The sequence below is a fragment of the Gluconobacter frateurii genome (genome assembly GCF_002723955.1).
GTDB classification, from domain to species: Bacteria; Pseudomonadota; Alphaproteobacteria; order Acetobacterales; family Acetobacteraceae; genus Gluconobacter; species Gluconobacter frateurii.
In genome coordinates this window covers 41,039-67,011 of the sequence record NZ_BEWN01000003.1, presented here as the reverse complement: position 1 = coordinate 67,011, position 25,973 = coordinate 41,039, and the positions used below count along the sequence as shown (strand labels likewise).

Below are 25,973 nucleotides of genomic sequence, written 5' to 3'. Positions count from 1 at the left end.
TGAACAATGCTGATTTATCCAGATGAAAAGGAGGACCGCGTGAGCGAGGCCCTTTCCCGCAAGCCCATTGAGGGAGACGACGTCACTCGTGCGATCGAAGGCGCCCATGCGGCTCTTGGCAAACGTCAGAAAGACGATGGCCACTGGGTTTTCGAGCTTGAAGCCGACGCCACCATTCCAGCCGAATACGTTCTTCTGGAACACTATCTGGACCGGATCGATCAGGACAAGCAGAACAAGATCGGCGTTTATCTGCGCCGCATTCAGGGCGAACACGGCGGCTGGCCTCTGTATTTTGGCGGCGGCTTTGACCTTTCCGCGACGGTAAAAGCCTATTTTGCTCTGAAAGCCATTGGTGACAACATTGACGCGCCTCACATGCGGCGCGCGCGTGAAGCTGTTCTGGACCACGGCGGGGCTGCGCGATCCAATGTCTTCACGCGGATCCAGCTTGCCCTGTTTGGTGAAGTTCCCTGGGATGCGACGCCTGTCATGCCGGTTGAGCTGATGCTGCTCCCACGGACGGCGTTTTTCTCCGTTTGGAACATGTCTTACTGGTCCCGCGCAGTGCTTGCTCCCATGCTGGCTGTGGGCGCCCTGAAACCACAGGCCATCAATCCGCGGGACATTCACATACAAGAGCTGTTCGTTAAGCCGCCTTCCGAGGTCAAGGACTGGATCCGCGGGCCTTACCGCTCTATGTGGGGCCGCGCTTTCAAACATCTGGATACGGCACTACGGCCAGTTCTGCCGCTCATTCCCAAGAAAATTCATGACAAAGCCCTCAAGGCGGCCATCAGCTTTATCGAACCCCGCCTGAGCCGGGGCGGCCTCGGCGCGATCTATCCTGCCATGGCTAATGTGGTCATGCTGTATCGCGCTCTTGGCGTGCCCGACAGCGACCCTCGCGTTGTGACGGCCTGGGAGTCCATTCAGGATCTTCTTGTTCAAAAAGAAGACGAAATTTACTGCCAGCCCTGCGTTTCTCCCGTTTGGGACACAGGATTGTCCGGTCTGGCCATGATGGAAGCCGCATCCGGGGCCCATCCGACAAAACGTGATGAAACACTCGCGAAGCTGAAGAAAAGTGCTGAGTGGCTGCGGGATCGCCAGATTCTGGACGTCAAGGGCGACTGGGCAATCAACACCCCCGATTTGCGGCCGGGGGGATGGGCCTTCCAGTATGAAAATGATTATTATCCAGACGTAGATGACACTGCCGTCGTCGGCATGCTGCTTCACCGTGTTGACCCCGAAGAAAACCGTGAGGCGATTGAGCGCGCCCGCGAATGGATCATCGGGATGCAGAGTACGAACGGAGGCTGGGGCGCGTTCGACGTCGATAATGACCTTGAGATGCTGAACCATATCCCGTTCTCGGATCATGGCGCACTCCTTGATCCTCCTACGGCAGACGTCTCGGCACGATGCATTTCCTTCTTGTGCCAGCTTGGTCATCCGGAAGATCGCCCGGTGATCGACAAGGCGTTGGATTACCTGCGAAAAGAGCAGGAAAAAGAGGGCTGCTGGTTCGGTCGATGGGGAACGAATTACATCTATGGAACCTGGTCCGTTCTTTGCGCCCTCAACATTGCCGGCATTTCCTATGACGATCCCATGGTGAAGCGCGCCGTGAACTGGCTGGAGGATATTCAACGTTCGGACGGTGGCTGGGGCGAGGATTGCGCCACTTATGAAGGCGCACCACCGGGAATTTACAAGGAAAGCCTGCCGTCTCAGACGGCTTGGGCCGTTCTGGCCCTCATGGCTGTGGGGCGCAGGGACAGTGAGGCCGTGAAGCGCGGTATCAACTTCCTGATGTCCCGGCAGGACGAAAACGGGGAATGGCAGGAAGAAGCCTATAATGCCGTAGGCTTCCCGAAAGTCTTCTACCTTCGTTATCACGGCTACAAGCAGTTCTTCCCGCTCCAGGCCCTGTCCCGATATCGCAATCTGGGCACCAGCAACACGGGCCGAGTGGAATACGGTTTCTGATGCTCGGTGTCCTGGTTGGAATGAAGCAGGAAGCGCGCATTATCCGCCGCTTCCTGCCTGATGCCCCCATTGCCCTGAGCAACGCGACAGCCTCAGGTGCAGTGGAGGGAGCCGCGCGGCTTGTTCAAGCGGGTGCAACACGACTGTTATCCTTTGGCTGTGCCGGGGGTCTATCGTCCAGCGTTATGCCGGGAACGATCATCGTTGCAGACCGGGTTGTTGTTCAAGACACGTCCTACAACGCAGACATTGCCCTGAGCAGAAGCTTCGGGGCCGATCATGCGCGACGTGGAGGTCTTCTGCACAGCAACAGCCTGATCGAAACAGCAGAAGAAAAAAGCCGTCTATACGGCCAGACCCGTTGCGTGGCGGTCGATATGGAAAGTGGCGCGGTTGCCCAGACGGGCAAGACCTTTGCTGTTCTACGGGTAGTCTGCGATGATTCGGACCGAGATCTGCCGCCCGCTGCTCGTGATGGCTTGAAAGATGGTGCGATATATCTTCCCGGATTGCTTAGCTCTCTCGTGAGGCATCCCAAGCAGATTCCAGCCCTGATGGGACTTGGAAGAGACGCAGCAGCGGCCCAGAAGGCCATCGCCTTATTTCTGGAAACCTATCCGCCGCAGCTTTGAGAAAACGCTCGCACCGATAAACGCGGCGATAACACCCGCCGGAACGAGCCACGGGAAGGCGATGGGGTGCCCATCAAGACGCACCATCGCCAACAGACCCAACACGGCAATCGATACCAGAAAGCCAGCAATTCCGCTCGCTTCGTCGCGAGAATGTGCGAGCATGGCCAGCAGGAAAATGCCTAACGTCGCACCGTAGCTATAGGATGCTATGGAGAGACCGAACACCACAGCAGATCCGGTCGGGTGCGAGAACAGCAAAGCGGTTGCGACCAATAGCACAGCCCAGAACGATGTCGCCGTCCGCAGGGAAAGCGTGTTCTTGGGAAAGAAGTCACTTCTCGTTGCCGCGGCCATGGAATTCATGGCGCTGGAAAGCGATCCCATTGTCGCGGCCAGGATACCCGCGATCAGCAATCCACGAAGAATTGGCGGTAACGCCAGGATGAACTGCGGGAAAAGCGCATCTGGCGCGCCATGATACTCCGGCCAGAGAACATGCAGCCCAACCCCGATAAAAGACAACAATGCAAAGAGAAGCGCCACGACAAAGACGCTTCCGATCATCGCAGCACGCGCGCCTCCAAGACTTCTGGCGGCAAGGCAACGTTGTAGCATCAACTGGTCCGTACCATGAGACGCTAGGGAAAGGATCGCGCCACCAACAACAGCACCCGTTACCGAGAAAGGGTTGGTGAAAGCGGGCAGACCGGATGTGAAGAGTGGGGCGGCATGGAAGACCGCAGAACCAATGCGGTCAAACAGCACAATACCACAGGCAGCACTTCCACCCAGATAAAGAACAAGCTGGAGCGTATCGGACCACACCACAGCCTTCAGACCACCCGCCAACGTATAAGCCAATGTCAGCACTACGATGCCCATGAGCAAAACGAAGTCAGGGACGGGGTATCCAATACTCGCAAACAGGAGGGAGACGGGGACCATGCCTGCATAAAGGCGCACCCCCTCCGCCAAAAGACGTGTCAGGAGAAATGTGCCTGAGACAAGCTTCTGAAGGCGATGCCCGAAACGCTGCCCGACATACCGGTAAATGGATGTGGCGCCGCGCTCATGAAGTGGCAGAAACCATATCGCAACGGCAACGCGCCCAAACAGGTATCCCAGAGCCAGCCCCAAGAAGACATAGCCATTAAGAAAGGCAACGCCGGGAACACTAACGATTGTGAGCGTTGATGTTTCTGTGGCCACCAGGGAAAGGCATATGGCCCAGGGCGGCAAGTCTTTATGGGGCTGACGTGCCAGTGTAAGCGCGAAAACGGGCAGGGACACCAAGTACAGCAGGATTACAGTCAGGCTCTGGATCATCCTGTCCGTTCTGTAGCCGCAACGTGTTCCGGTCAAGCGCGCAAACTGATGAGCACTTTTGAAAAGCACTCATCAGGAAAAGCTCAGCCTTCTTCGGCCAGACGCTCGGGACGAAATCCGGTGGCGATGACGTACAGCTCGCTTGATTCTTTTCTGGAAGCAGGCGGCTTGACGTGTTTGACGGAAGCGAAGGCGAGCTTCATGGAATCAAGCATCTGCTTTTCAGAGCCGCCTTGGAAAACCTTGGCAACGAAGCTGCCGCCTTCAGCGAGAACCTGCATGGCAAAATCGAGCGCACCTTCGGCGAGACCCATGATGCGCATATGGTCTGTTGCTGCATGGCCCGTCGTGTTCGGAGCCATGTCAGACATCACCAGATCCGCAGGGCCGCCAAGGATTTCCTTAAGGCGATCCGGCATTTCCGGATCTGTGAAATCACCCTCAATGATTTCGGCTCCGCTCACCGGATCAACCGGCAGGAGGTCAACGCCTGCAATGTTGCCCGCACCACGCTTGACCGCAACCTGCGACCAGCCACCCGGCGCCGCACCAAGATCAATGACGCGCGCGCCCGGCTTGATGATGTGAAAGCGGTCATCAATTTCGATCAGCTTGAAGGCGGCACGAGACCGCCAGCCCTGCTTTCGGGCTGCAGCCACATAAGGGTCATTGAGCTGACGGTTCAACCAGCGCTGCTGGGCAGTGGTGCGACCACGAGCCGTTCGCAGTGTGACGACCTTGTTACGGGCCGTCTGTGACGTCGAGGCGTCCTGTGTTGCATCTGCTGCCCCTGGTGCAGCTGCGCTCTTAAGAGCTTTTCCAGGGATGCGCTTGGGTCCCGTATCCTTCTTGGAAGAACCGGAGCGGGATCTGGGCGGCTTCATATCGTGGCGTAATTCCCGAGAGGGCCCCTTGAACGGGGCGTGACATGACGATGGGGCCTGCGGCGTTCCCGTGTGAAACGCTGGCCATGATCGCGGGCCATACGCAGCAGCATGCCGTCACGCAACCCCCGATCGGCAATCGTGACCTCTTCTATAGGCCATGCGCGATGAATTGCCTCGAAAATCGCGCAACCCGGGAGAACATATTTTACACGATCCTCGCCCACGCACGGATGTGCGGAAAGATGATCCCTCGAAAGTCCACGCAGCGTAGCGATGGCTTCACGCATCACAGCACCAGGCAGAGTAAGGCCATCAATCGCGGCGCGATTGTAACGGGGCAGGGAGAGCGCCACACCGGCAAGTGTCGTAACCGTTCCGGATGTTCCCAGAAGGCAGGCGTTGCCCTGGCTGATTTCCCGCCGGATACGGTGAATATTTTCAAAGCCTGACAGATGGCTCTGCACATAGGACACCATCTCTTCATAAGAAGAGCCATGTCCCTCTCCGAACATTTCCTGAAGGGTAATGACGCCGACAGGCATGCTGGTCGTGCCAATCAGTGTCTGGGACTTGCGTGCTTGATCCACCCGGACCCACGCCACTTCCGTTGAGCCGCCACCAATATCAAACAGAACGCCGCGCTCAGCCCGTGCAGGTGCGTGAGAGGGAACACGAAAAAGCGGGGAACAGCTTTCAAGAGCCAGCTCAGCTTCTTCGCGAGCTGTAATGATATCAATGGTCAGACCGATTTCGCTCTGAACACGCTCAAGAAATTCACGGCCATTCGCTGCTTTGCGACAGGCTTCGGTTGCAACGGCCCGGACATGGGAGAGGGGCCACTGCTTCATGCGTTCCACACAGATCCGCAGGGCATCCAGCGCACGCGTCATGGACTCTTCCGCCAGACGGCCGCTTAGACGCAGTCCTTCGCCGAGGCGAACGGAGCGATTGAAGCTGTCGACCACACGGAAACCATTGGCTGTTCCCGCAGCAATCATGAGACGGCAATTGTTGGTTCCAAGGTCGATGGCACCAAAGAACGGTCCGGCCTGACGGGTTCCAGACGTCCGTACTGACGCCTGACCTGATAGCCTGTGCTCCGTTCCTTGCCTCATCATCTTGTTTAGGCTCCCGATTTGCCCGTTTTGGGACCTTGCATAAGCAGCATGAGACGGGAAAACGTCTTACCGCAAGAAAAATATCAGTTTTTCTAAAAAAAATGGAAATACCCCCTTGCGTCACTCAGGCGTGATGGGTAAACACCCACTCACCGCTTGGGAGATAGTTTAGCGGTAGAACTACCGGCTCTGACCCGGTCAGCCCTGGTTCGAATCCAGGTCTCCCAGCCAACAAATTCCTTAAAATCTACCGCAAAAAAGAGACTTCCCCTCCAGGGGGGAATTAGTCTATGAGGACCCGCCAACGGCCGGTCGGGCCTTTTGGCTCCCGGTTCTGATTTCAGCGTCTCACGACGCATGACCAACGGGGGCCAGCGGGCATGACATATTCTTCCTGCACAACTGATCTAAGCGCACGCATTCGCGAGGCACTGGCATTCGACGATGTTCTCGTCGAGCCGGCTGAATCGTCCGTGCTTCCGGCCCAGACATCGACACGTACACGCCTTACACGCACAATCGAGCTGAACATTCCCCTGATGTCCTCCGCCATGGACACGGTGACGGAAGATGGCATGGCGATTGCCATGGCTCAGCAGGGCGGCATGGGCGTCATTCACAAGAACCTTTCCATTGAAGAGCAGGCGGAGCAGGTTCGCCGCGTCAAGCGCTTTGAATCCGGCATGGTGGTCAACCCCGTCACCGTTGGTCCGGACCAGACACTGGCAGACGTCAATGCCATCATGGCCCGCCATGGTGTATCGGGCCTGCCGGTCGTTGAAGAAGGTACGGGCGTTCTTGTTGGTATCCTGACCAATCGTGACGTCCGCTTCACGACGGATCTGAATACCCGCGTTCGCGATCTGATGACGAAAGAGAACCTTGTCACGGTTCTGAACGGTGCCGCGCCGGAAGAAGCTCGCGCACTGCTGCACCGTCACCGCATCGAGAAACTGCTGGTTGTTGATGAGGGCGGTCGCTGCATCGGCCTGATCACCGTCAAGGACATGGACAAGGCCACCACTCACCCGCTCGCCATCAAGGATGCACAGGGGCGTCTGCGCTGCGCTGCTGCTGTCGGCGTTGGTGAAGATGGCCTGAACCGCGCTGCGGCGCTCGTTGAAGCGGGCGTAGACGTCATTGTTGTTGATACGGCTCATGGTCACTCCCACGGCGTTCTGAACACGGTTCGGACGCTGAAAGAGCGTCATCCAGGCCTGCAGGTTATTGCCGGTAACGTCGCCACCCCCCAGGCCGCGCGCGCTCTTATTGAAGCCGGAGCCGACTGCATCAAGGTGGGTATTGGTCCCGGGTCCATCTGCACGACACGTGTTGTTGCGGGTGTTGGTGTCCCTCAGTTTTCCGCTGTTATGGAAACCGCTGCAGCCTGTCATGAACTTGACGTCCCGGCTATCGCGGATGGTGGCATCCGGACATCCGGCGACATTGTGAAGGCTATCGGCGCTGGTGCTGACGTCGTGATGGTTGGTTCGCTGCTGGCAGGCACGGATGAGAGCCCGGGGGAGACGTTCCTGTATCAGGGGCGTGCTTATAAGTCGTATCGTGGCATGGGTTCTCTTGGTGCCATGGCTCGTGGTTCTGCGGATCGTTATTTCCAGGCGGAAGTTCGCGACACGCTGAAGCTTGTGCCGGAAGGTATCGAAGGACAGGTTCCCTATAAGGGTGGCATGGCCCCGGTCGTGCACCAACTCGTTGGTGGCCTGAAAGCAGGCATGGGCTACACCGGATCTGCCACAGTTGCTGATCTTCAGGTCCGCACCATGTTCCGTCGCATCACAAATGCTGGTCTGCGTGAAAGCCATGTTCATGACGTGACAATCACGCGCGAAGCCCCGAACTACCGTCGGGACTGACATTTCATACACATTGGCCTCTCGCTTTGAGAGGCCAAACCGGCTACGGGGGCCATATGACCCCCGCAGCTCGCCTTTCCGGCGCCATTGATCTGCTTTGTGCGATCCAGAATGCGCCCCGCCGTCCCGCAGACGCTACCGCCAACGCTTTCTTCCGTGAACGCCGCTATATCGGTGGCGGTGACAGACGCGCCATTTCCACGCTGGCATGGGATGTGCTGCGTGGCTGGAGACGGCTGCATTGGCATCTGGAAGGCAGCCAGGGCGATATCTCTCCACGCCTGCTCTGTGCGGCCTCCATGCTGCTGTCTGGCACGACGATGGATCAGGTCCGGATGATGTTCAGCGGAGAGCGCTATGCCCAAAACCCTCTGACGCCGCGTGAGGATATCAACCTCAAGCATCTGGAAGGAAAAGAACTTTCCAGCCAGAAGCAGCCAATCGCCATCCGCCTGGAATATCCGGACTGGATCGAACCTGCGCTTCGCGAGACCTTCGGTTCTCGCATGGCGGATGAAATGGAAGCCATGCTAGGCACTCCCACGCTGGATCTGCGCGTAAACCTGCTGAAAGGCACGCGGGAAGATGCTCTGCGCGCGCTGAAGCGGGAAGGGCTGAATGCTGTTCCGACAAAGCTTTCCCCTTGGGGTTTGCGACTGGATGGGCGCCAGCCCGTCACGGCCGCACAGGCGTTCAAGGATGGCCTGGTAGAAATTCAGGACGAAGGATCGCAACTGGTTGTGGCGGCAGCCGACGCCCGGCCAGACAACCGTGTTCTTGATTACTGTGCCGGGGCTGGCGGCAAGACGCTCGCCCTTGCCATGACCATGGAAAACAAGGGCCATATCGTGGCCTGCGATGTTCACGAAAAACGCCTCGAAGGCGCCGTGAAGCGTCTGCGTCGGGCAGGGGTCCACAATGTCGAACGCCACCTTTTGGTGACGGGAGACAAATGGGCCAAGCGGCGTGCAGCAAGCTTCGATCGTGTTCTGGTGGACGCACCATGTTCAGGGACGGGCACGTGGCGCCGCAACCCAGATGCACGCCTGCGCCTGACGCCGGAGGATATTCAGGAACTTGTTATCAAACAGTCCGAAATCCTTGATCGTGCAGCATCTTTGGTCAAACCCGGCGGCCGGATGATCTATGCGACGTGCTCTCTTCTGGCGGCTGAAAATGGACAGCAGATTGACGCGTTTCTTAAGCGCCGGACGGATTTCGTTCGGGTTCCAACGGAAGAACTGCCCGAGCTTCTACCTGCTGAGCTGCGTGAGAAGGCCCAGTTCTCTCTCACACCACTTCGTGATGGAACAGACGGCTTCTTTGCCTGCGTCATGCAGCGTCTGGAGCCTGTTTCTCAGACGGAAGAAGTTCCTTCCACATAACAAGAGCATCCACATAGCCATTTTGCGGGTGGTGGAACGCCCCAGGGAGCGTTCCAACCACCCGGAATCCGAGATGTTTCCAAAGAGCGATTGCGCGTTCATTGGTGCTGACAACGAAATTAAACTGCATAGCCCGGTAGCCTAAGGCCTGTGCTTCTTTCAGGGCGAACTCGCCCATTTGACGGCCAGCACCGTATCCGGGAGATGCCACGAAGCCCGCATTCCCGACATGTCGGCCGCCACCTGACTGATTGTCCTGAAGATAAAAAGTTCCGACGATTTTACCTTCAGGACTTTCCGCCACAAACACGCGATGTTCGACAGCCATCCAGTACCCGAGTGCCTGTCTGCGGCCCCATGCTCTCGGAAGGGCATATGTTTCCCCAGCCTTGAGAACAGGCGCAAGAACACGCCAGATGCCCTCCCGATCCAGCGACTGCGCGGGACGGATGACCAGTTTCGATTCTGACACGCAGATACTCCCTGCAAAGTGAGACGGTTAGGCCCGGACCATGATCCGGGTTATGATACCGGTTTCCAAGTCAGAACGGGACAGACGCGCTCTTACACATGCAGTATGATATCTTCCTCGGCATAGCCCTGACATTCGGGGCCGGAATGCTGGCCCAGTGGGTCGCGTGGCGGTTCCGCCTTCCAGCGATCGTCCTTCTCTTCACCATGGGGCTGCTGTTCGGGCCTGGGCTCGGTATTCTCCACCCATCCGAGACGATGGGATGGGTCTTCCGGCCACTGGTTTCGCTCCTCGTTGCCATCGTGGTGTTCGAGGGAGGGATGGCGCTGGACATTCGCCAGCTTCGGGAAGCCGGGGAAGGCGTCGCACGCCTGACGATGCTCGCCCTGCCCATAAATTGGGTCCTGGGATCACTTGCAGCTCATTATGTTGCCCATCTTGAGTGGGGAACGGCGATGCTCTTCGGGGCCATCATCGTTGTGACAGGCCCGACCGTCGTGCTGCCACTTTTGCGCAGCGCCAAGCTTCAGCCCCGGGTCGCAGCCTTCCTAAGATGGGAAGCCATCGTTAACGATCCATTGGGCGCAATTCTTGCTGCGGTCGTTCTGCAGCTCATGCTCCTGCATGTCGATCTGCATACCGGCGTTTTCTTTACTCACACGCTGCCAGACCTTCTGGCTGCCGCAACTGAGTCCATCTCGGCAGGCATTCTTCCGGCTTATCTGATCCGCTATCTTTTCACGCGGGACATGATGCCGGAAATCCTCAAAACGCCGGTTCTCATTTCCATGGCGCTTTTGATTTTCACAGCCTGCAATCTGGAGATGGAAGGTGCAGGACTGGTCGCCGTGACCATCTTTGGTATGGCGCTGACCAACCTTCATATTCCCGGCGTCGCAGAACTTCGCCGCATCAAGGAATCCATGGTGGTTCTGGTGGTGTCAGTGCTGTTTATCCTGCTGACGGCCGACCTGCATCGTGATGTGCTCAAACATCTTTCCATCCCAATTCTGATGCTGACACTGGTCGTTCTGTTTGTTGTCAGGCCCGTAGGGATTTTCTTTTCCACACTTGGAACGAGCATGCCGTGGAAAGAACGGCTTTTCGTCGGGTGGATCGCACCTCGCGGTATTGTGGCCGCCGCCGTCGCAGGTGCGGCAGGTATTCGCCTGAAGGAAACCGGCTATCAGTCCGCTGACCTTATCATGCCAGCCGTGTTTGCTGTCATAGCGGTAACGATGATCCTGCATGGCTTCTCGCTCCGGCCCATTGCAAGAGCACTCAAACTGACCCTTTCAAACGATCCTGCCATTGCCATTCTGGGTGCCAGCGGATGGTCAGTTGATCTTGCAGCGTGCCTGCACCGGGAAGGTATTCCGGTCCTTCTCGTGGACAACAGATCGAGTGCCCTGATGCCAGCGGCACAGATGGATATTCCGGTTCTGCGCACTGAACTGTTGTCCCAGCACGGGCAGGAGGCCCTTGAGGAGCGCCCTGCTGATTACCTGATCGCGACGACGGGGGATGGTATTTATAACGGCATGATCTGTGGCCATCTGGCCCCGGCCATGGGACGGGAGCGCGTGTTTCAGATCAGCCCGGGCGTGGCGAGACTGGATTTCTATCACGGCCTGTCCCGTGATTCGCGCGGGAAGGTTCTTGGAGAACCTGCCTGGAACTACACGCTGTTCGACACGCTGTTCGAGCAGGGATGGCGTTTTACATCCCGCGTTGCCACGGAAGCGAATGCCGACAGCTTCGGAACGGATGATAACCGATTGGATATCCTTGTCAGTCGAAGGACAGCCATTCTCATTCGATCAGCGGAAGACCCCGCAACGGTCATGCCGATGGCGGGAGATCTGATGATTTCCATGGTTCCACCAACCGATCAAACCAGAGCAGAAAGGGAAGCGTCTTAAGGCGCTTCCACAATGATCGAGGTCAACCCCTGTGCGAGCAAGCGACGGAGATCGCGTTCCTGTAAAGCGATGCACCCTTCCGTGAACCCCGTCACAGTCGGCAAATGCAGAAAAATTGCTGACCCACGACCCGACTCGGGTTTGAGATCGTTCCATCCCATCACAATGCAGAGATCGTAAGCATGGTCTTCTCTCCACATTTTTTCACATGAAGCAGGGTGCGGAAGAGTAACCGGACGGTTGTAATCGGAAGCGTCCGCATCGTCACACCATCCATCTGAAGGGGCTATTGGCTCAATGGGCAGACCAGCGCCGGAAACCGGCCTTTCAGTACGGTCAGCACGATAAAGAATACGCCGGAGAGGCAGTTCTCCAACAGGCGTCGCATGATCGCCTTCGCGTTTGTCAAGACTTATGCCGCCCGATCCAATCAGAGCCGGAATAACTTCGTTTCGGAAGTGAAGAAAAGCGCGGTTTTCAGCGATTCTCAAATTAGCTTTAGTCATCTGCCTGTTTTCTTTTCAATTTGCATTTGTCATACCTCATGTTGCAAGTTTGCTTCGCTTTCCAGCAATGGGAAGAGAAGAATTGGATGCGTGGCTTATCAACGCGAACCCACGCGGATGTGACGCTTCCGCTCAGATAAAACGAGACAGGTATTATGGCAGGTCCCCGCCCCATCCTCGTAGTTGATGACGACGACACATTGCGGCATCTGCTGGCGGAACAGCTCCAGCACGGTGGCGAACTTGAGACAATTGAAGCGACTTCTGTCGCAACCGCTCGGGAACTGCTGAAGAAGCCGGGGGCACGCTATGATGCGATGCTGCTGGACATCACCCTTCCAGATGGGGATGGACGCGATTTCTGTGCAGAACTGCGCCGCGAAGGCGTTCGGATGCCAATCATCATTCTGACCGGTTCAGATGATGAGAGCGATATTGTGCGTGGCCTGGATGCCGGCGCCAATGACTACGTGGCCAAACCTTTCCGGATTGGCGAACTTCTAGCGCGCCTCCGCGCACAGCTGCGGATTTTCGAGAACAGCGAAGATGCCGTCTTTGAGATTGGCCCGTATGCATTCCGACCTTCTGCCAAGCTTCTGGTCGAGACTGCACGTAACCGCCGGATCCGCCTGACGGAAAAGGAAGCTGCGATTCTTAAGTATCTTTACCGCGCAGGCCACCGTCCAGTAGCGCGGCAGGTTCTTCTGAACGAAGTCTGGGGCTACAACGCCGCCGTCACCACGCATACGCTTGAGACGCATATCTATCGCCTGCGTCAGAAGATCGAGCCAGATCCAACCAAGACATCTCTGCTCATCACGGAAGGGGGCGGTTATCGCCTTGATCCGGAAGGCAAGACAGTCGCCACAGCGGAATCGCTCCCGGCCTGAAACCGGGAGCAAGCCGGTCAGGCTGGATCGAAGTCCAGCACGACCGGCACATGATCTGACGGGCTTTCCCAGTCCCGCACATCCCGACGAATACGGATATCGCGTAGTCCCGGCATCAGGTCAGGCGTCATCCAGACGTGATCAAGGCGGCGCCCACGGTCAGACTTTTTCCAGTCCTTGTTACGATAAGACCACCACGTATAGAGCTTGGACGGTTCAGGCGTGAGACGCCGCATTGCATCCTGAAAACCTGTTGCCATCCAGGCGTTAAGCCGCTCCGTCTCCGGTGGCGTATGGCTGACAATCTTCAGAAGCTGACGGTGACTCCAGACGTCATGCTCCAGAGGCGCAATGTTGAGGTCTCCGACCACGATACTGCGGGCAGGGGGCGTTTCTGAAAACCAAGCGGTAGCTTCTTCTATGAATGCGAGTTTGTGGGCGAACTTCTCGTTTTCTTCCGGATCAGGAATATCGCCGCCTGCCGGCACGTAGAAATCATGAAGCAGAACCGGGCCACCAGGAGTTTCGATGGAGGCCGCGATGTGCCGACAGTCCTCACGGCTACACCAGTTCGGGGTATTCGCGACGGATGTCAGAGGCAGACGCGAAAGAATCGCTACCCCATTGTACCCCTTCATGCCGCGATAGAGCTGATGGGGCAGCCCCAGCGCCGTCAGCGCTTCAGCCGGAAAGAGCGGATCGGGAACTTTCGTCTCCTGAAGGCAGACGATGTCCGGATTTTCCTCCTCAACCAGCTTCTGCAAAAGGGGCAGCCGAAGCCGGAGGGAGTTGATGTTCCATGTAATCAGACGCATCACCTCTGGATCGACTGAATTGCCCTCTTTGACAAGCACCTCTTGCGTCAAGAAAGCCTGCACCCGATCTAGGACGGATCATGACTGACCTTCACGACACGCTTCTCACTTTCGACACTCATATCGACATTCCATGGCCTGACATGGCCGATGCCTGGTCTTCGGATAACCCGCGGAAAGTGGATGTTCGGAAGTGCCATCAAGGCAAACTGCGATCCGTCTGCCTTGCAGCCTACATCCCACAAGGCCCACGCGATGAGACCGGGCATGAAGAGGCGTGGGAGCGCGTGCAGGCGATGCTGAAAGTCATTGATTCTCTGGGAGGAGAGCAGGATGGAGTGACGGCGCGCGTCTGCCGGACTGCTCAGGACGTCCGCTTAGCCTTTGAGAACAATGCCCTCGCCATTGTGCCAGCAATTGAGAATGGCCACGCTCTTGGAGGTGTCCCCGCTCGAATCGGGCAGTTGGCCCGGGACTATGGTGTTCGATACATGACGTTGACCCATAACGGGCACAATGTGTTGGCGGATGCGGCCATTCCCCTTAAGAACCTCAACGATGTGCCAGCGCTTCATGGAGGCCTGTCAGAACTTGGCCGTGAGACAATTCGTGAGATGAATCGGCATGGCGTTCTGGTGGATGTCTCTCACGCTGCGAAATCCACAATGATGCAGGCTTCCGAAGTCTCCACGACGCCTGTCTTTGCCAGCCACTCATGCGTCCGCAGTCTCTGCGATCATCCCCGCAATCTGGATGATGAACAGCTGGATCGTCTCAAAGAAACGGATGGCCTGATCCAGATTACGGCCATGGGGTCATTCCTTCGCAAAGGCGGCGGGGGAACCGTCGAAGATCTGGCACGCCATGTGGCCTACGTCGCGGAGCGCATCGGCGTAAGGCATGTGGGCGTCTCGTCTGACTTCGATGGGGGGGGAGGCATTCCGGGCTGGCAGGACGCGACTGAAACGCGAAATGTAACCCGCGCTCTGGAAGCTGTCGGCTTCGGGAAGGAAGACCTTTCTGCCATCTGGGGTGGTAATATGCTGCGACTGATGGAAAAGGCCGAACAAGCATCAATTTCAGCCTGAAAATCGCTTTCAGCTCAGCAAAAAAGTTCTCTCAAACGGGAACAGAACGGGACCATGAAGACTTAAAGTGGAGTGCACTCGTCCACCATGCTTTTAAGAGTCAAGACGTCCCGTTCAACTAAAGCCGAGGATGGGGAAAATTTCTTGCCCATCCACGCAACGGAAAGAATTTATAAGTCTTTTCAATTATTTACGTTTACTGATTAAAAATTAGGCAATCTGATGGCAGGGCTTGCAAACCTTGGCCTTCATGATTCTGTCATGGAGCAACCCACAGACTTGTCCACAGGTTCAGTGGATGACTGAAGAACCGGCATGAATGACCTCACGCCCAAGGAGATGAAAACAAGAATGACGGCTGAGGAAGTCCCTGTTCCGACTGTTAAAAAACAGGGTGTGGACGCAATCCGTGAGGCCTTGAAGACCATTCCCTACAGCTCTGGCGTGTATCGCATGCTGGGAGAGAAGGGGGAGGTCCTGTATGTCGGCAAGGCATTGAGCCTCAAGAAACGTGTGTCGTCCTATACGCGGATCAACCAGCTTCCTGAACGTCTGCGCCGGATGGTGTCTATGACGGTCTCCATGGAGATTGTCATCACCAGAACGGAAGCAGACGCACTTCTGCTGGAAGCCAACTACATCAAGCGTATGAAGCCACGCTTCAACATCCTGCTACGGGATGACAAAAGCTATCCTTGGCTGATGCTGACGGAAAATCATGAATTTCCACAGCTTACCAAGCAGCGCGGCAAGCCGGTCAAGGGTGCGACTTACTGGGGACCGTTTGCATCAGCCTGGGCGGTCAATCAGACGCTCAACCTAGTGCAGAAGACCTTTCTTCTTCGGTCATGTTCAGATTCCGTTCTGAACAGCAGGACGCGGCCGTGCCTGCTGTTTCAGATCAAGCGCTGTTCTGCACCTTGCGTGGACCGTATCTCCAAGCCTGATTACGCCGAACTGGTGACGCAGGCGAAGCAGTTCCTGTCAGGCAAAAATACCGAGTTGCAACAGGAACTGGCCATTGAGATGGAGCGGGCTTCCGCAGCCATGGAGTATGAGAAGGCAGCCGCTATCCGCGATCGTATCCGCGGTTTTGCAGGCATCCAGAACTCGGGAACCATCAACCCGACGTCGATCAATGACGCGGATATTGTGGCAATCTGGCAGAATGCTGGCCAGACCTGCATTCAGGTCTTCTTCATCCGTGGCAGCAGAAACAACGGAAACCGGGCTTTTTATCCCGTTCATGCCGAAGAAGAAGCGCCAGCGGATGTGCTGTCAGCATTCCTTCTCCAGTTTTACGATAACAAACCGCCGCCGCCGTCCATTCTGGTGAATCATGAGTTGCCCGAGCAGAAACTCGTGGAAGAGGCGTTGACTATTCGCCGCGAACAGAAAGTTGAGATTCTGTTCCCGCAGCGTGGCGAAAAGAAAAGTGTTGTTGATCACGCGGCCCTGAACGCACGAGAAGCGCTGGAACGGAAACTTGCCGAAAATACCGGTCAGAAAAAGCTGCTTGAAGGCGTCGCGAAAGTCTTCAACCTGCCAGAGCCCCCTCAACGCATCGAAACCTATGACAACTCACACATCATGGGACAGGCACCCTATGGCGTGATGGTCGTAGGCGGCCCGGAAGGATTTGAAAAAAAATCCTACCGAAAATACGCCATTAAAGGCCCGGTTACGCCAGGAGATGACTTTGGCATGATGCGGGAAGTCATGGAACGCAGGTTCGGCAAGAACCGTGAAGATGGCGAGAGGCCGGAAGACTGGCCGGATCTTCTGCTCATTGACGGCGGTCTGGGTCAATTCAATGCGGTTCGTGCCGTACTGACGGATCTGGGCGTCACAGATATTCCCATTGTAGCCATCGCCAAAGGTCCGGATCGGGATGCGGGCAGGGAGTGGTTCTTTACAGAAACGCAGGCACCATTCCAGCTTCCGCCACGAGATCCGGTCCTCTACTACCTCCAGAGATTGCGTGATGAGGCTCATCGCTTTGCCATCACGACGCATAGGGCAGGGCGGTCCAAAGGACTGCGGAAATCTGAACTGGATGATGTCGCTGGAATCGGGGGAGCACGCAAAAAAGCTCTCCTCAATCACTTTGGCTCAGCGAAAAGTGTGAAACAAGCCAGTCTCGAAGAGCTTGAAACTGCCCCCGGAATCAGCTCGGGCATCGCTCGGGCGATCTACGGGCATTTTCATCCCGAATGGCTCAGGACCCAAAGCTGACAATTCCGTGAGGACGGCGGCCCAAGTCTCCTTGGGCACAAAAAATACACACATTCTGAGCAGATTGGCGCATACCGGTACCAGCTAAACTGTTCTAGACTGTCCTCGATGCTTACTGATCTGCCAAATGTCCTGACCCTGCTTCGCATAGCGGCCATCCCAGTTCTGGTTGCTCTGCTGGCACTGCATTCCGCACTCGGGAATGTAGCTGCATGTGTTGTGTATACGGCAGCCTGCATCACGGACTATCTGGATGGCGCTCTGGCCCGTCGGTGGCAGATGCTGTCCGAGCTAGGGCGGATGATGGATCCCATCGCAGACAAGCTTCTGGTGGGAGCACTCCTCCTGGCTCTGGCTGGCCTGACAGTTCTTCCTGTCTTTTCGCTGTACGCCGCAATCATCATCATGCTGCGCGAGATTCTCGTCAGTGGCTTGCGTGAATATATGGCCTCCCAGCGGGAAACACTGCCGTCCACCCGTCTGGCAAAATGGAAAACCGGCATCCAAATGGTCGCCATCGGTTTCCTGATTGGTGGCGACAAGGCCGCTGTCGCACTCCATCTTTCCTTCCTGCCCGCTACGCTCATTGGTGGTATTCTGCTCTGGATCTCAGTTATTCCGACAGTTCTTAGCGGGTGGGGTTACCTTACAGCCGGCTTTTCCAGAATGATGGCATCTGATCCACGCAAGTCCTCGAAGATCGTCTCCTGATCTGGACTGTGCGTGATTATTATTGCAGTTATCAGCCCATCATCTGGCGCTTTCATGCAATGACCGCTAAAGGTCAAGGATCGACCTTATGGGAGTACGCAATGCGTAAGGCCGCTCTATTGGCATTACCTCTCGCCCTGAGTGGCTGTTCGGGCATGGGCAAGTTCATTAACGACACGTCTCTGTGGTCAGGGAGTAATCCTAATGCACCACGTGGGGATAGCGAGAACCTGCGCCGTGCACGCGGTGAAACTGTAGCCTCAACGCCAATTCTTCCAGAAGGCGGCAACATGTGGCCAGGTTCACCACAGCCGCTACCAACGCTGAAAGACGTTGAAAATCCTGATAGCGTCTTTAACCGCGCTCTGGGCGATCCTGCGACCTACTTTGGGGGCGCAGCAATCGACAAGACATTCATGGGTGGAATTGCTGGTACCGGCGCGCTGGGGGCGATGGGCCATCAAATGAAACCGGGCGAGAGCATCTCAGCCGGTGAAAGTTCCGATACACATTTCGGCGTTTCTCAGGATCGCAGCAATCTGATCCCAGCACTCCCGACAAGTGTTCCGGACAATGCATCGCGCTTCCTGTCGAAAAATCCCGATAAGACGATCACTATTCCAAACGGTGACGGAACGAGCACGCTGATAGCACCGGACGGAACGGTGCGCGTTGTACGCGGCGTCCCGTCCGCGCCGAAAAAATAGTCGGTGTTCTCGTCCCTGCAAGTAACCTCACAGGCTTGCAGGGACGGGATAAATCAATACTGCCGAAAGAGCGCCACCAGGCGCCCCTGTATACGAACACGGGAGGCAGGCAGAATACGGGTTTCGTAATCCCGGTTAGCAGCCTCAAGAGCAATAGTGGAGCCGCGCCGACGCAGTTTCTTGAGCGTCACTTCCTGATCATCAATCAGTGCCACAACGATCTGACCATTATCCGCCAGTTCTCCCCGACGAATGATAGCAACATCACCATCCAGAATTCCCGCTTCGATCATCGAGTCACCAGCAACAGTCAGGGCGTAATGCTCGCCTGTTCCTAAAAGGGAAGATGGTACCTGAATGTGAGCACTCTCATCCTGGAGGGCCTCGATCGGAAGACCGGCTGCGATCCGTCCGTATAAAGGGATCTGGACGCTCATATCCTCTACAGGCGACCGGGGGGCCTCGGAAAAAGTGCCCTCCATCGACTGCCGCCCACCCTCAACGACAGTCGGAACAAACGGCGCCTGCGGAACGGCTCCGTCAGCATGAGGCGCATCGGTGCCCATGTGAGGCAAACGCAGGACTTCGAGCGCTCTTGCACGATGGTGATGCCGACGCAAAAAGCCCCGTTCCTCAAGAGCGGAAATCAGACGGTGAATACCGGATTTGGAGCGAAGTTCGAGCGCATCCTTCATTTCGTCGAAAGATGGGGAATACCCCGTCCGGCGGAGGTGCTCGTCAATATATAGCAAAAGCTGGTGCTGCTTGCGCGTCAGCATACAGGCGCTCCCATGCGCCTCGGTGGAGGCATGATCCTGAAAACCGGAAGACACATGACCAGCATGTATCTCCCTTTTGTTCCTTATAGGTTCCCCTTTACCGGACCACAAGGAGATCAACACCCTGAAAACGAAGCTTTTACCAAGCCAAAACAATGATTTTTTCGGAAAAAGACACGTTATCAGCGGATTTTCACGAGAAAGCCTTGACCTGAGACAGACAAATCAGCATGGTGCGCCGAACTAGATCAACCTGCTGCTTTGGCACTTGCGAGCGGCATCAGGACGGCGCAAGCCCGAGGGTATCATGGCAAAAACCAACGTTATTCAGATCCGTCTCGTCTCGTCGGCTGACACCGGCTACTTCTATGTTACGAAGAAGAACGCACGTTCTGCTACGGGCAAGATGGAAGTCCGCAAGTATGACCCGGTCGCTCGCAAGCACGTGACCTTCCGCGAAGCCAAGATCAAGTAAGATCTCGCGGATCATACGAGTTTGAAAAAGGCGACCTTCGGGTCGCCTTTTTTGTTGCTCCAGCCCCAAATCGGCACAAAAAAAGAGCCGACTAAACGGCTCTTTCAAAAACTGACCTCAGAAAAGCTTGTCGTGCGGACCATAAGGCACAACGATATCCCCATTCCGGGTCAGGTTCAGCATGGCACGTGACCGCTCGTCGAGAATATCAGCATCTAACGCCTTTTCCTTGAGAGCCAGCACGCGTCGGTGCCAGACGGCCTGCTCATCCTTGGCATCCTGCTGCGACTGAATCGCCTGCTGCTGAAGAACCAGTTGATCCTGATAAGCACGGATACCATGCGCCCCATGCAGAGCGTTCCAGCCGAAATAACCCGTCAGCGAGAGGAACAGGACAGGGGGCGCAACCGTACGGATAGCGCGCTTGATGAGTCGAAGAGGTCTCACGCGGTGTACAGTCTCCCTTGGCTTTCAAACGTATTGGCAGCCTACCTCAGAGAGACAGAGCGAAACAATCATTCATGTCAAAAGACACCAGATTATTTTGGCAAAAAAAAGCCGGCCCAAGAAGGGCCGGCTGCCTAATCAGGCGCTCTTGAGAATGCTGCGACCTGCATAACGTGCCGCACTCCCGAGCTGCTGCTCGATGCGGATCAGCTGGTTGTACTTGGCTGTACGGTCAGAGCGGGAGAGAGACCCCGTCTTGATCTGACCACAGTTTGTAGCAACGGCCAGATCCGCAATCACGGCGTCTTCCGTCTCACCCGAACGATGACTCATCACGCAGGTGTAGCCAGCCTTATGAGCTGTCTCGACAGCTTCCAGCGTCTCCGTCAGCGTCCCGATCTGGTTCACCTTTACGAGTAGGGAATTGGCCGTGCCAGCCTTGATGCCACGACGCAGACGCTCAGGGTTCGTTACGAACAGATCATCACCAACGAGCTGAAGCTTGCCGCCCAGACGCGCGGTCAGTTCTGCCCATCCTTCCCAGTCATCTTCTGCAAGACCGTCTTCGATGGAGACGATCGGGTACTTCTTCGTCAGCTCTTCCAGGTAGGAAATCATACCTGAAGAATCGAATTCCTTGCCTTCACCCTTCAGATTGTAGCGACCATCGGCATAGAATTCAGTCGCGGCGCAATCGAGCGCGAACGTGACATCATCACCCGGACGGTAACCCGCAGCCTCTACGGACTTCATGATGAAGCTCAGGGCTTCGTCAGCGGACTTCAGACCCGGAGCGAAGCCACCTTCGTCACCAACATTCGTGTTGTGACCAGCAGCAGACAGACCCTTCTTCAGCGCGGTGAAGATTTCAGAGCCCATGCGCACAGCATCAGCGATCGTTGGCGCACCAACGGGCTGAATCATGAATTCCTGGATGTCGATCGGGTTGTCTGCGTGCTCACCACCGTTGACGATATTCATCATCGGAACGGGCAGGGTATGTGCAAACACGCCACCGACATAACGGTAGAGCGGCAGTTCCAGCTCTTCTGCTGTGGCCTTGGCAACCGCAAGGGAAACACCGAGGATGGCGTTCGCACCGATGCGGGACTTGTTCGGCGTGCCATCCAGTTCGATCATCGCGTTATCGATGGCGATCTGGTCTTCAGATTCGGCGCCCTGCAGCACTTCAAGGATTTCGTCTTCAACGAACCCACAGGCCTTCAGAACACCCTTGCCGTTGTAGCGGGACTTGTCCCCGTCACGCAGCTCGACAGCTTCGTGGGCGCCAGTAGAAGCACCAGAGGGAACGGCGGCGCGACCGCGGGCACCAGACGACAGCTCAACCTCAACCTCAACGGTCGGGTTACCACGGCTGTCCAGGATCTCGCGGGCAGTGATATCAACAATGGCGCTCAATGGAAGCTCTCCTGGATATGCGTGAACCGGGGGTGGCTCATAACCGTTCGGGACGGATCACCGTTTCGTCTCAAAATCAGAACATAAGGTCAATCGACGACATGCGTCTTCCTTTCTTCGCCCTGATCCTTGGCCTCGCGGGACTCATCCCGTTCATGGCACTGGGAGGCTGGATTTTTCTGGCCGGGCTCTTTTCTCCACTGCCGCACCTGACCATCATTCTTCTGGCATATGGCGCCTGCATCCTGTCTTTTCTGGGGGCGGTTCATTGGGGGCTGGCCATGGAACGGCCCGACATCATCACAGTTCAGGGAACGACAGACCGTGATCGTCAGAGACTCCTCCTGGGAGTCTGCCCTGCGCTCTGGGCATGGCTTTCACTATGCGTCGGGCTATTGGGAGGTCTGCGTGCCGGATACCTACTGGAAGTCATCGGCTTCATTTCCACATTTGCTGTGGAACGGGTAGCCTGGAAGCATGGCGCTCTCCCACCCGGTTACATGCCCTTGCGGGCCGTTCTGACAGTGGGGGCTGTCATAAGTCTCCTTATGGCAGCCCTCGCACCGTTGCAAAACTATACGCTGTAAGACTTCGCCAGCGCGTCAAACGCTTTAAGGCGCGTCAGAAGGCCCCGCATTTCCGCAAGCGGAACCATGGTGGGGCCATCGCTCGGGGCATTGTCAGGGTCCTGATGCGTTTCAATAAAGACCGCAGCAACACCGATCGACAATGCAGCCCGGGCGAGGGGTTCAACGAACTCCCGCTGCCCACCGGTCGAAGCCCCAAGACCACCCGGCTGCTGGACTGAATGGGTGGCATCAAAAACAACGGGATAACCCGTCTGGGCCATGATCGGCAGTCCACGCATATCGCTGACGAGCGTGTTGTACCCAAAGCTTGTCCCACGGTCACAGAGCATGATGCGCTCATTCCCCGTCGAAGCCAGCTTCGCCGCAACATTGGCCATGTCCCAGGGAGCCAGAAACTGGCCCTTCTTGACGTTGATGGCCCGGCCCGTCTGACCCGCAGCAAGGAGAAGGTCTGTCTGCCGACACAGGAAAGCAGGGATCTGCAGAACATCCACGGCCTGCGCCGCGATGGCGCACTGCTCGGCAGAATGAACGTCTGTCAGAACCGGAACATTAAAGCGCTCACGGATAGAGGCCAGAATATCCAGCCCCTTTTCCATACCCACTCCGCGCGCCGCGTTCACGGAGCTGCGGTTCGCCTTGTCATAGCTGCTCTTGTAGATCAGGCCGATCTCAAGCTCCCGACAGATCGTGGAGAGAGCATCCGCCATCTCCACGGCGTGGTCCCGGGATTCGATTTGGCACGGCCCTGAAATCAGGGTGAACGGCCGGTCCTGACCAATCTCGAGTTCCCCGACGCGGAAGCTCACTTGCTTTCCGTCCGCTTGTGGGCTGCACCGATGAAGCCTGCAAAGAGAGGGTGCGGATCAAATGGCTTGGACAGCAGCTCCGGATGGTACTGCACACCGATGAACCATGGATGATCGGGGTATTCCACAACTTCCGGAAGAACGCCGTCCGGAGACATGCCGGAGAAGCGCAGGCCCGTCTTTTCCAGACGATCCTTGTAATGCAGGTTCACTTCCCAACGGTGACGATGGCGTTCCCGCACTTCCGTCTTGCCGTAGATTTCCGCAACGCGGGACCCGGGAGCAAGCTTGGCCGGGAAGGCGCCCAGACGCATCGTGCCACCAAGATCTCCACCTTCGCGACGTCGCATCAGTTCATTGCCGTTTGCCCATTCCGTCATAAGACCAACCAGCGGTTCGCTCGTCGGGCCGAATTCAGTTGAAGAGGCTTTGGGCAGACCGGCGAGGGAACGCGCGCATTCGATCACAGCCATCTGCATACCGAAGCAGATTCCAAGGAATGGGATACCGTTTTCGCGGGCATAGCGAACGGCCTGAACCTTACCTTCCGCACCGCGCTCACCGAAGCCGCCCGGCACCAGAATGGCATCCGCATCCTTCAGACGCTCAGCAATGTCGGCCGTCTTTTCGAATTCTTCCGATTCGATCCAGTCGAGCTTCACACGAACATTATTCGCGATCCCGCCATGCAGCAGCGCTTCGGCCAGCGACTTGTAGCTGTCCAGCAGGGCTGTGTACTTACCCACGACAGCAACATTCACTTCGCCCTCAGGCTCGCGAATCGCGTGGACGATCTTTTCCCAGCGTGTCAGATCCGGCGAACCTTCGAACGGTAGACCGAAATAACGCAGGACTTCACGGTCCATGCCTTCGTTATGATAGGAAATCGGGCACGCATAGATCGTGTCCACATCCAGTGCCGCAATCACAGCTTCCGGGCGCACGTTACAGAAATTGGCGATCTTGCGGCGTTCGTTTTCCGGAATCGGACGATCGGAACGGCAGAGCAGAACCTGAGGCTGGATACCGACATTCTGCAGTTCCTTGACGGAATGCTGCGTCGGCTTCGTCTTCAGTTCACCTGCTGATGGAATATAGGGCAGGAGCGTCAGGTGAACGCACATGGTCTGGTTGTGACCCAGATCATTGCGAAGCTGACGAATGGCTTCAAGGAAAGGAAGGCTTTCGATGTCGCCAACCGTTCCGCCGATTTCCACCAGAACGAAGTCATAATCTTCCGTTCCAGCCACCACGACGTCCTTGATGGCGTCCGTGATGTGCGGAATGACCTGAACGGTTCCGCCCAGATAATCGCCACGGCGTTCGCGGGCGATGACATCGGAATAGATACGGCCTGTCGTGGTGTTGTCAGCACGGCGGGCGTGAACACCCGTGAAACGCTCATAATGACCGAGATCGAGGTCTGTTTCAGCCCCGTCATCGGTGATGAACACTTCACCATGCTGATACGGGCTCATCGTGCCCGGATCCACGTTCAGGTAGGGGTCCAGCTTGCGCATGCGGACCTTGTAGCCGCGTGCCTGGAGAAGGGCAGCAAGAGCCGCAGAAGCGATACCCTTGCCGAGAGAAGATACCACACCGCCGGTGATGAATACGAAGCGCGTCATGGGCGCTCCTCATACACCGAAGGTGGGGGCGAGGGGAAGCGTCGAGATGCTTCCCAATTCACTTAGTGAGCAGGCGTCTCGGCAGGAGCCGGAGCGGCAGGGGTTGCAGGCGCAGCAGGAGCTGTTGTTGCAGCGGCCGGAGCCGGCGGATCAGCAAGAATATCATGACCGCCAACCCCCGAAGACGCACCACGGTTCAGAAGCGCCAGTACCAGGCAGAGCAGCATGAAAACGCCAGCAAGGACGGAGGTGGCACGCGTCAGAAGCGTTGCCGTTCCGCGGCCGGTCATGAAAGAGCCCATGCCCTGGCTACTGCCGATTCCAAGGCCGCCGCCTTCGCTGCGCTGGATCAGGATCGTACCGATCAGGGCCAGGGTGACCAGCAGATTGATGACAAGCAGGAAAGTGGTCATGAACGATAGGGTCCGGACAATGGTTGGGAGGACAGGCGGAGCGATGCGGCTTCAGCAATGCGCAGGAAGCTTTTTGCTTCCAGGCTCGCACTGCCAACCAGCACTCCGCCCAGCACCCCGATGGAAAGAATGGTCGGCGCCTGGGCCGGTGTTACGGAGCCGCCATACAGGATTGGCACGCGAATGTCATCCATCTTGAGGCGGGACTGCAACAATCCACGCAGAAGAAACAGCGTCCGCTCCAGTTCATCGCGAGACGGCGTAACGCCACTCCCGATGGCCCAGACGGGCTCGTAAGCCAGAACGCCGTTGAAGTTATCGGTCAGAGATCCATCGATCTGACTGGCCAGAACAGTCGCCGCGCGCCCATCCTGACGCTCGGCCATGGTTTCGCCAATACAGACAACCGGCACCAGCCCGGCCGCTTCAGCCGCCTGCACCTTGCAACGAATGAGAGCGTCTGTTTCACCGAAGTTCTGGCGCCGCTCGGAATGCCCCAGCAAAACGTACTTAACACCGACATCCGCCAGCATATCCGCTGAAATTTCACCCGTATGCGCACCGGATGACGCGGTGTGGCAATCCTGCGCGCCTAACTGAAGCTTCGGATCAGGGCCGAGTTTGCCAAGAATATCAGACACCCGCTCAAGCTGGGTGAAGGGCGGGCAGATGACCAGTTTGACGTCGTCAGGCAGGGAGCGTGCGCCTTCGGCTACGGCAGTTGCAAGCTGTACGGTCTGGTCCCGCAAGCCATTCATCTTCCAGTTACCGATTACGAGTTTCGGCGATACGTCCATGCGTCCTCCTGAGGGTGAGCCGTCCGCTTACTGGTCAAGCGCGGCTCACG

General features: G+C 56.9%; 25 protein-coding genes and 1 tRNA gene. 13 read left to right on the top strand and 13 right to left on the bottom strand.

The genetic code is table 11. The features are described 5' to 3' along the window. Positions 1-6 precede the first annotated feature (6 nt). Entirely contained in the window at positions 7-1,995 is a 1,989-nt protein-coding gene (gene shc / locus GFR01_RS09100) for a squalene--hopene cyclase (protein WP_099182195.1), read from the top strand. Beyond that, complete coding sequence (locus GFR01_RS09095) at positions 1,995-2,627, top strand: nucleoside phosphorylase-I family protein (protein ID WP_099182194.1); 633 nt, start codon at positions 1,995-1,997, stop codon at positions 2,625-2,627. The genes shc and GFR01_RS09095 overlap by 1 nt, the downstream gene beginning before the upstream one ends. Here GFR01_RS09095 and GFR01_RS09090 read toward each other — a convergent pair. The 3 genes from GFR01_RS09090 to GFR01_RS09080 all read right to left on the bottom strand — a co-directional run bounded on the left by GFR01_RS09090 (position 2,595) and on the right by GFR01_RS09080 (position 5,961). After that, positions 2,595-3,956, bottom strand: coding sequence for a sodium:solute symporter family transporter (locus tag GFR01_RS09090; protein WP_099182193.1), 1,362 nt, complete (start codon positions 3,954-3,956; stop codon positions 2,595-2,597). The two genes, GFR01_RS09095 and GFR01_RS09090, sit on opposite strands and share 33 nt — an antisense overlap. An 83-nt stretch (positions 3,957-4,039) precedes the next feature. Beyond that, the gene (locus tag GFR01_RS09085; protein WP_063903664.1) at positions 4,040-4,840 is read right to left on the bottom strand and encodes an RlmE family RNA methyltransferase; all 801 of its coding nucleotides are present in this window, start codon (positions 4,838-4,840) and stop codon (positions 4,040-4,042) included. Then, complete coding sequence (locus tag GFR01_RS09080) at positions 4,837-5,961, bottom strand: Ppx/GppA phosphatase family protein (RefSeq protein ID WP_099182192.1); 1,125 nt, start codon at positions 5,959-5,961, stop codon at positions 4,837-4,839. Before GFR01_RS09080 ends, GFR01_RS09085 begins: the two co-directional genes overlap by 4 nt. 157 nt (positions 5,962-6,118) lie before the next feature. On the opposite strand from GFR01_RS09080, the gene GFR01_RS09075 reads away from it, so the two are divergent. The 3 genes from GFR01_RS09075 to GFR01_RS09065 all read left to right on the top strand — a co-directional run bounded on the left by GFR01_RS09075 (position 6,119) and on the right by GFR01_RS09065 (position 9,220). Continuing rightward, positions 6,119-6,192, top strand: a tRNA-Gln gene (locus tag GFR01_RS09075). A 149-nt stretch (positions 6,193-6,341) separates the two neighbouring features. Then, positions 6,342-7,835: an IMP dehydrogenase gene (gene guaB, locus GFR01_RS09070; RefSeq protein WP_099182191.1), complete on the top strand. Its 1,494-nt coding sequence runs from the start codon at positions 6,342-6,344 to the stop codon at positions 7,833-7,835. 56 nt (positions 7,836-7,891) lie between these two features. Next, positions 7,892-9,220, top strand: a complete 1,329-nt coding sequence (locus GFR01_RS09065; RefSeq protein WP_099182190.1) for an RsmB/NOP family class I SAM-dependent RNA methyltransferase — start codon at positions 7,892-7,894, stop codon at positions 9,218-9,220. Here the strand turns inward: GFR01_RS09065 and GFR01_RS09060 are convergent. Further along, a complete protein-coding gene (locus GFR01_RS09060; RefSeq protein ID WP_099182189.1) occupies positions 9,168-9,692 on the bottom strand; it encodes a GNAT family N-acetyltransferase in 525 nt (174 codons plus the stop codon). The genes GFR01_RS09065 and GFR01_RS09060 overlap by 53 nt on opposite strands. Positions 9,693-9,790: 98 nt before the next feature. On the opposite strand from GFR01_RS09060, the gene GFR01_RS09055 reads away from it, so the two are divergent. After that, positions 9,791-11,614 (top strand): cation:proton antiporter, encoded by a 1,824-nt coding sequence (locus tag GFR01_RS09055; protein WP_099182188.1) that lies wholly within the window; start codon positions 9,791-9,793, stop codon positions 11,612-11,614. Here the strand turns inward: GFR01_RS09055 and GFR01_RS09050 are convergent. Beyond that, the gene (locus tag GFR01_RS09050) at positions 11,611-12,120 is read right to left on the bottom strand and encodes a L,D-transpeptidase family protein (protein WP_063903659.1); all 510 of its coding nucleotides are present in this window, start codon (positions 12,118-12,120) and stop codon (positions 11,611-11,613) included. The two genes, GFR01_RS09055 and GFR01_RS09050, sit on opposite strands and share 4 nt — an antisense overlap. A 155-nt stretch (positions 12,121-12,275) precedes the next feature. Here GFR01_RS09050 and GFR01_RS09045 point away from each other — a divergent pair, with 155 nt between their 5' ends. Then, complete coding sequence (locus tag GFR01_RS09045; protein WP_063903658.1) at positions 12,276-13,010, top strand: response regulator transcription factor; 735 nt, start codon at positions 12,276-12,278, stop codon at positions 13,008-13,010. A 17-nt stretch (positions 13,011-13,027) separates the two neighbouring features. Here GFR01_RS09045 and GFR01_RS09040 read toward each other — a convergent pair whose 3' ends face one another. Then, entirely contained in the window at positions 13,028-13,825 is a 798-nt protein-coding gene (locus GFR01_RS09040; protein ID WP_174694699.1) for an exodeoxyribonuclease III, read from the bottom strand. 80 nt (positions 13,826-13,905) lie between these two features. Between GFR01_RS09040 and GFR01_RS09035 the strand changes: the two genes are divergently transcribed. The 4 genes from GFR01_RS09035 (at position 13,906) to GFR01_RS09020 (ending at position 18,566) form a co-directional block, all read left to right on the top strand. Further along, positions 13,906-14,913, top strand: a complete 1,008-nt coding sequence (locus GFR01_RS09035; RefSeq protein WP_099182187.1) for a dipeptidase — start codon at positions 13,906-13,908, stop codon at positions 14,911-14,913. A 351-nt stretch (positions 14,914-15,264) separates the two neighbouring features. Then, positions 15,265-17,148: an excinuclease ABC subunit UvrC gene (gene uvrC, locus GFR01_RS09030; RefSeq protein ID WP_174694698.1), complete on the top strand. Its 1,884-nt coding sequence runs from the start codon at positions 15,265-15,267 to the stop codon at positions 17,146-17,148. A gap of 108 nt (positions 17,149-17,256) precedes the next feature. After that, the gene (pgsA, locus tag GFR01_RS09025) at positions 17,257-17,859 is read left to right on the top strand and encodes a CDP-diacylglycerol--glycerol-3-phosphate 3-phosphatidyltransferase (RefSeq protein ID WP_099182185.1); all 603 of its coding nucleotides are present in this window, start codon (positions 17,257-17,259) and stop codon (positions 17,857-17,859) included. A 101-nt stretch (positions 17,860-17,960) separates the two neighbouring features. After that, positions 17,961-18,566 (top strand): hypothetical protein, encoded by a 606-nt coding sequence (locus GFR01_RS09020; RefSeq protein ID WP_099182184.1) that lies wholly within the window; start codon positions 17,961-17,963, stop codon positions 18,564-18,566. 53 nt (positions 18,567-18,619) lie between these two features. On the opposite strand, the gene lexA is transcribed toward GFR01_RS09020, so the two are convergent. Continuing rightward, complete coding sequence (lexA, locus tag GFR01_RS09015; RefSeq protein ID WP_167384243.1) at positions 18,620-19,345, bottom strand: transcriptional repressor LexA; 726 nt, start codon at positions 19,343-19,345, stop codon at positions 18,620-18,622. Between the two features lie 307 nt (positions 19,346-19,652). On the opposite strand from lexA, the gene rpmG reads away from it, so the two are divergent. Then, positions 19,653-19,820, top strand: coding sequence for a 50S ribosomal protein L33 (gene rpmG, locus GFR01_RS09010; RefSeq protein ID WP_007281888.1), 168 nt, complete (start codon positions 19,653-19,655; stop codon positions 19,818-19,820). A 117-nt stretch (positions 19,821-19,937) separates the two neighbouring features. On the opposite strand, the gene GFR01_RS09005 is transcribed toward rpmG, so the two are convergent. Both GFR01_RS09005 and eno read right to left on the bottom strand, forming a co-directional pair. After that, on the bottom strand, positions 19,938-20,267 hold the full coding sequence (locus tag GFR01_RS09005; protein ID WP_099182182.1) for an FtsB family cell division protein: 330 nt from the start codon (positions 20,265-20,267) through the stop codon (positions 19,938-19,940). A gap of 138 nt (positions 20,268-20,405) precedes the next feature. Further along, positions 20,406-21,686, bottom strand: coding sequence for a phosphopyruvate hydratase (gene eno, locus GFR01_RS09000; protein ID WP_099182181.1), 1,281 nt, complete (start codon positions 21,684-21,686; stop codon positions 20,406-20,408). A gap of 17 nt (positions 21,687-21,703) precedes the next feature. On the opposite strand from eno, the gene GFR01_RS08995 reads away from it, so the two are divergent. After that, positions 21,704-22,273 carry a DUF3429 domain-containing protein gene (locus tag GFR01_RS08995; RefSeq protein ID WP_244902224.1) on the top strand — a complete coding sequence of 190 codons (570 nt, stop codon included), beginning with the start codon at positions 21,704-21,706 and terminating at the stop codon, positions 22,271-22,273. Here GFR01_RS08995 and kdsA read toward each other — a convergent pair. The 4 genes from kdsA to tpiA all read right to left on the bottom strand — a co-directional run bounded on the left by kdsA (position 22,261) and on the right by tpiA (position 25,923). Next, positions 22,261-23,085, bottom strand: a complete 825-nt coding sequence (gene kdsA / locus GFR01_RS08990) for a 3-deoxy-8-phosphooctulonate synthase (protein ID WP_099182180.1) — start codon at positions 23,083-23,085, stop codon at positions 22,261-22,263. The genes GFR01_RS08995 and kdsA overlap by 13 nt on opposite strands. Continuing rightward, on the bottom strand, positions 23,082-24,713 hold the full coding sequence (locus GFR01_RS08985) for a CTP synthase (protein ID WP_099182179.1): 1,632 nt from the start codon (positions 24,711-24,713) through the stop codon (positions 23,082-23,084). The genes kdsA and GFR01_RS08985 overlap by 4 nt, the downstream gene beginning before the upstream one ends. A gap of 62 nt (positions 24,714-24,775) precedes the next feature. Further along, positions 24,776-25,126, bottom strand: coding sequence for a preprotein translocase subunit SecG (secG, locus tag GFR01_RS08980; RefSeq protein WP_061510564.1), 351 nt, complete (start codon positions 25,124-25,126; stop codon positions 24,776-24,778). Next, entirely contained in the window at positions 25,123-25,923 is an 801-nt protein-coding gene (tpiA, locus tag GFR01_RS08975) for a triose-phosphate isomerase (protein WP_099182178.1), read from the bottom strand. The genes secG and tpiA overlap by 4 nt, the downstream gene beginning before the upstream one ends. Positions 25,924-25,973 lie beyond the last annotated feature (50 nt).

Excerpts from the sequence above, each read along its gene's own strand:
- shc (WP_099182195.1), top strand. The coding sequence starts at position 7 with ATGCTGATTTATCCAGATGAAAAGGAGGACCGCGTGAGCGAGGCCCTT.
- GFR01_RS09095 (WP_099182194.1), top strand. The coding sequence starts at position 1,995 with ATGCTCGGTGTCCTGGTTGGAATGAAGCAGGAAGCGCGCATTATCCGC.
- GFR01_RS09090 (WP_099182193.1), bottom strand. The coding sequence starts at position 3,956 with ATGATCCAGAGCCTGACTGTAATCCTGCTGTACTTGGTGTCCCTGCCC.
- GFR01_RS09085 (WP_063903664.1), bottom strand. The coding sequence starts at position 4,840 with ATGAAGCCGCCCAGATCCCGCTCCGGTTCTTCCAAGAAGGATACGGGA.
- GFR01_RS09080 (WP_099182192.1), bottom strand. The coding sequence starts at position 5,961 with ATGATGAGGCAAGGAACGGAGCACAGGCTATCAGGTCAGGCGTCAGTA.
- guaB (WP_099182191.1), top strand. The coding sequence starts at position 6,342 with ATGACATATTCTTCCTGCACAACTGATCTAAGCGCACGCATTCGCGAG.
- GFR01_RS09065 (WP_099182190.1), top strand. The coding sequence starts at position 7,892 with ATGACCCCCGCAGCTCGCCTTTCCGGCGCCATTGATCTGCTTTGTGCG.
- GFR01_RS09055 (WP_099182188.1), top strand. The coding sequence starts at position 9,791 with ATGCAGTATGATATCTTCCTCGGCATAGCCCTGACATTCGGGGCCGGA.
- GFR01_RS09050 (WP_063903659.1), bottom strand. The coding sequence starts at position 12,120 with ATGACTAAAGCTAATTTGAGAATCGCTGAAAACCGCGCTTTTCTTCAC.
- GFR01_RS09045 (WP_063903658.1), top strand. The coding sequence starts at position 12,276 with ATGGCAGGTCCCCGCCCCATCCTCGTAGTTGATGACGACGACACATTG.
- GFR01_RS09040 (WP_174694699.1), bottom strand. The coding sequence starts at position 13,825 with ATGCGTCTGATTACATGGAACATCAACTCCCTCCGGCTTCGGCTGCCC.
- GFR01_RS09035 (WP_099182187.1), top strand. The coding sequence starts at position 13,906 with ATGACTGACCTTCACGACACGCTTCTCACTTTCGACACTCATATCGAC.
- uvrC (WP_174694698.1), top strand. The coding sequence starts at position 15,265 with ATGACGGCTGAGGAAGTCCCTGTTCCGACTGTTAAAAAACAGGGTGTG.
- pgsA (WP_099182185.1), top strand. The coding sequence starts at position 17,257 with ATGCTTACTGATCTGCCAAATGTCCTGACCCTGCTTCGCATAGCGGCC.
- GFR01_RS09020 (WP_099182184.1), top strand. The coding sequence starts at position 17,961 with ATGCGTAAGGCCGCTCTATTGGCATTACCTCTCGCCCTGAGTGGCTGT.
- lexA (WP_167384243.1), bottom strand. The coding sequence starts at position 19,345 with ATGCTGACGCGCAAGCAGCACCAGCTTTTGCTATATATTGACGAGCAC.
- rpmG (WP_007281888.1), top strand. The coding sequence starts at position 19,653 with ATGGCAAAAACCAACGTTATTCAGATCCGTCTCGTCTCGTCGGCTGAC.
- GFR01_RS08995 (WP_244902224.1), top strand. The coding sequence starts at position 21,704 with ATGCGTGAACCGGGGGTGGCTCATAACCGTTCGGGACGGATCACCGTT.
- GFR01_RS08985 (WP_099182179.1), bottom strand. The coding sequence starts at position 24,713 with ATGACGCGCTTCGTATTCATCACCGGCGGTGTGGTATCTTCTCTCGGC.
- secG (WP_061510564.1), bottom strand. The coding sequence starts at position 25,126 with ATGACCACTTTCCTGCTTGTCATCAATCTGCTGGTCACCCTGGCCCTG.
- tpiA (WP_099182178.1), bottom strand. The coding sequence starts at position 25,923 with ATGGACGTATCGCCGAAACTCGTAATCGGTAACTGGAAGATGAATGGC.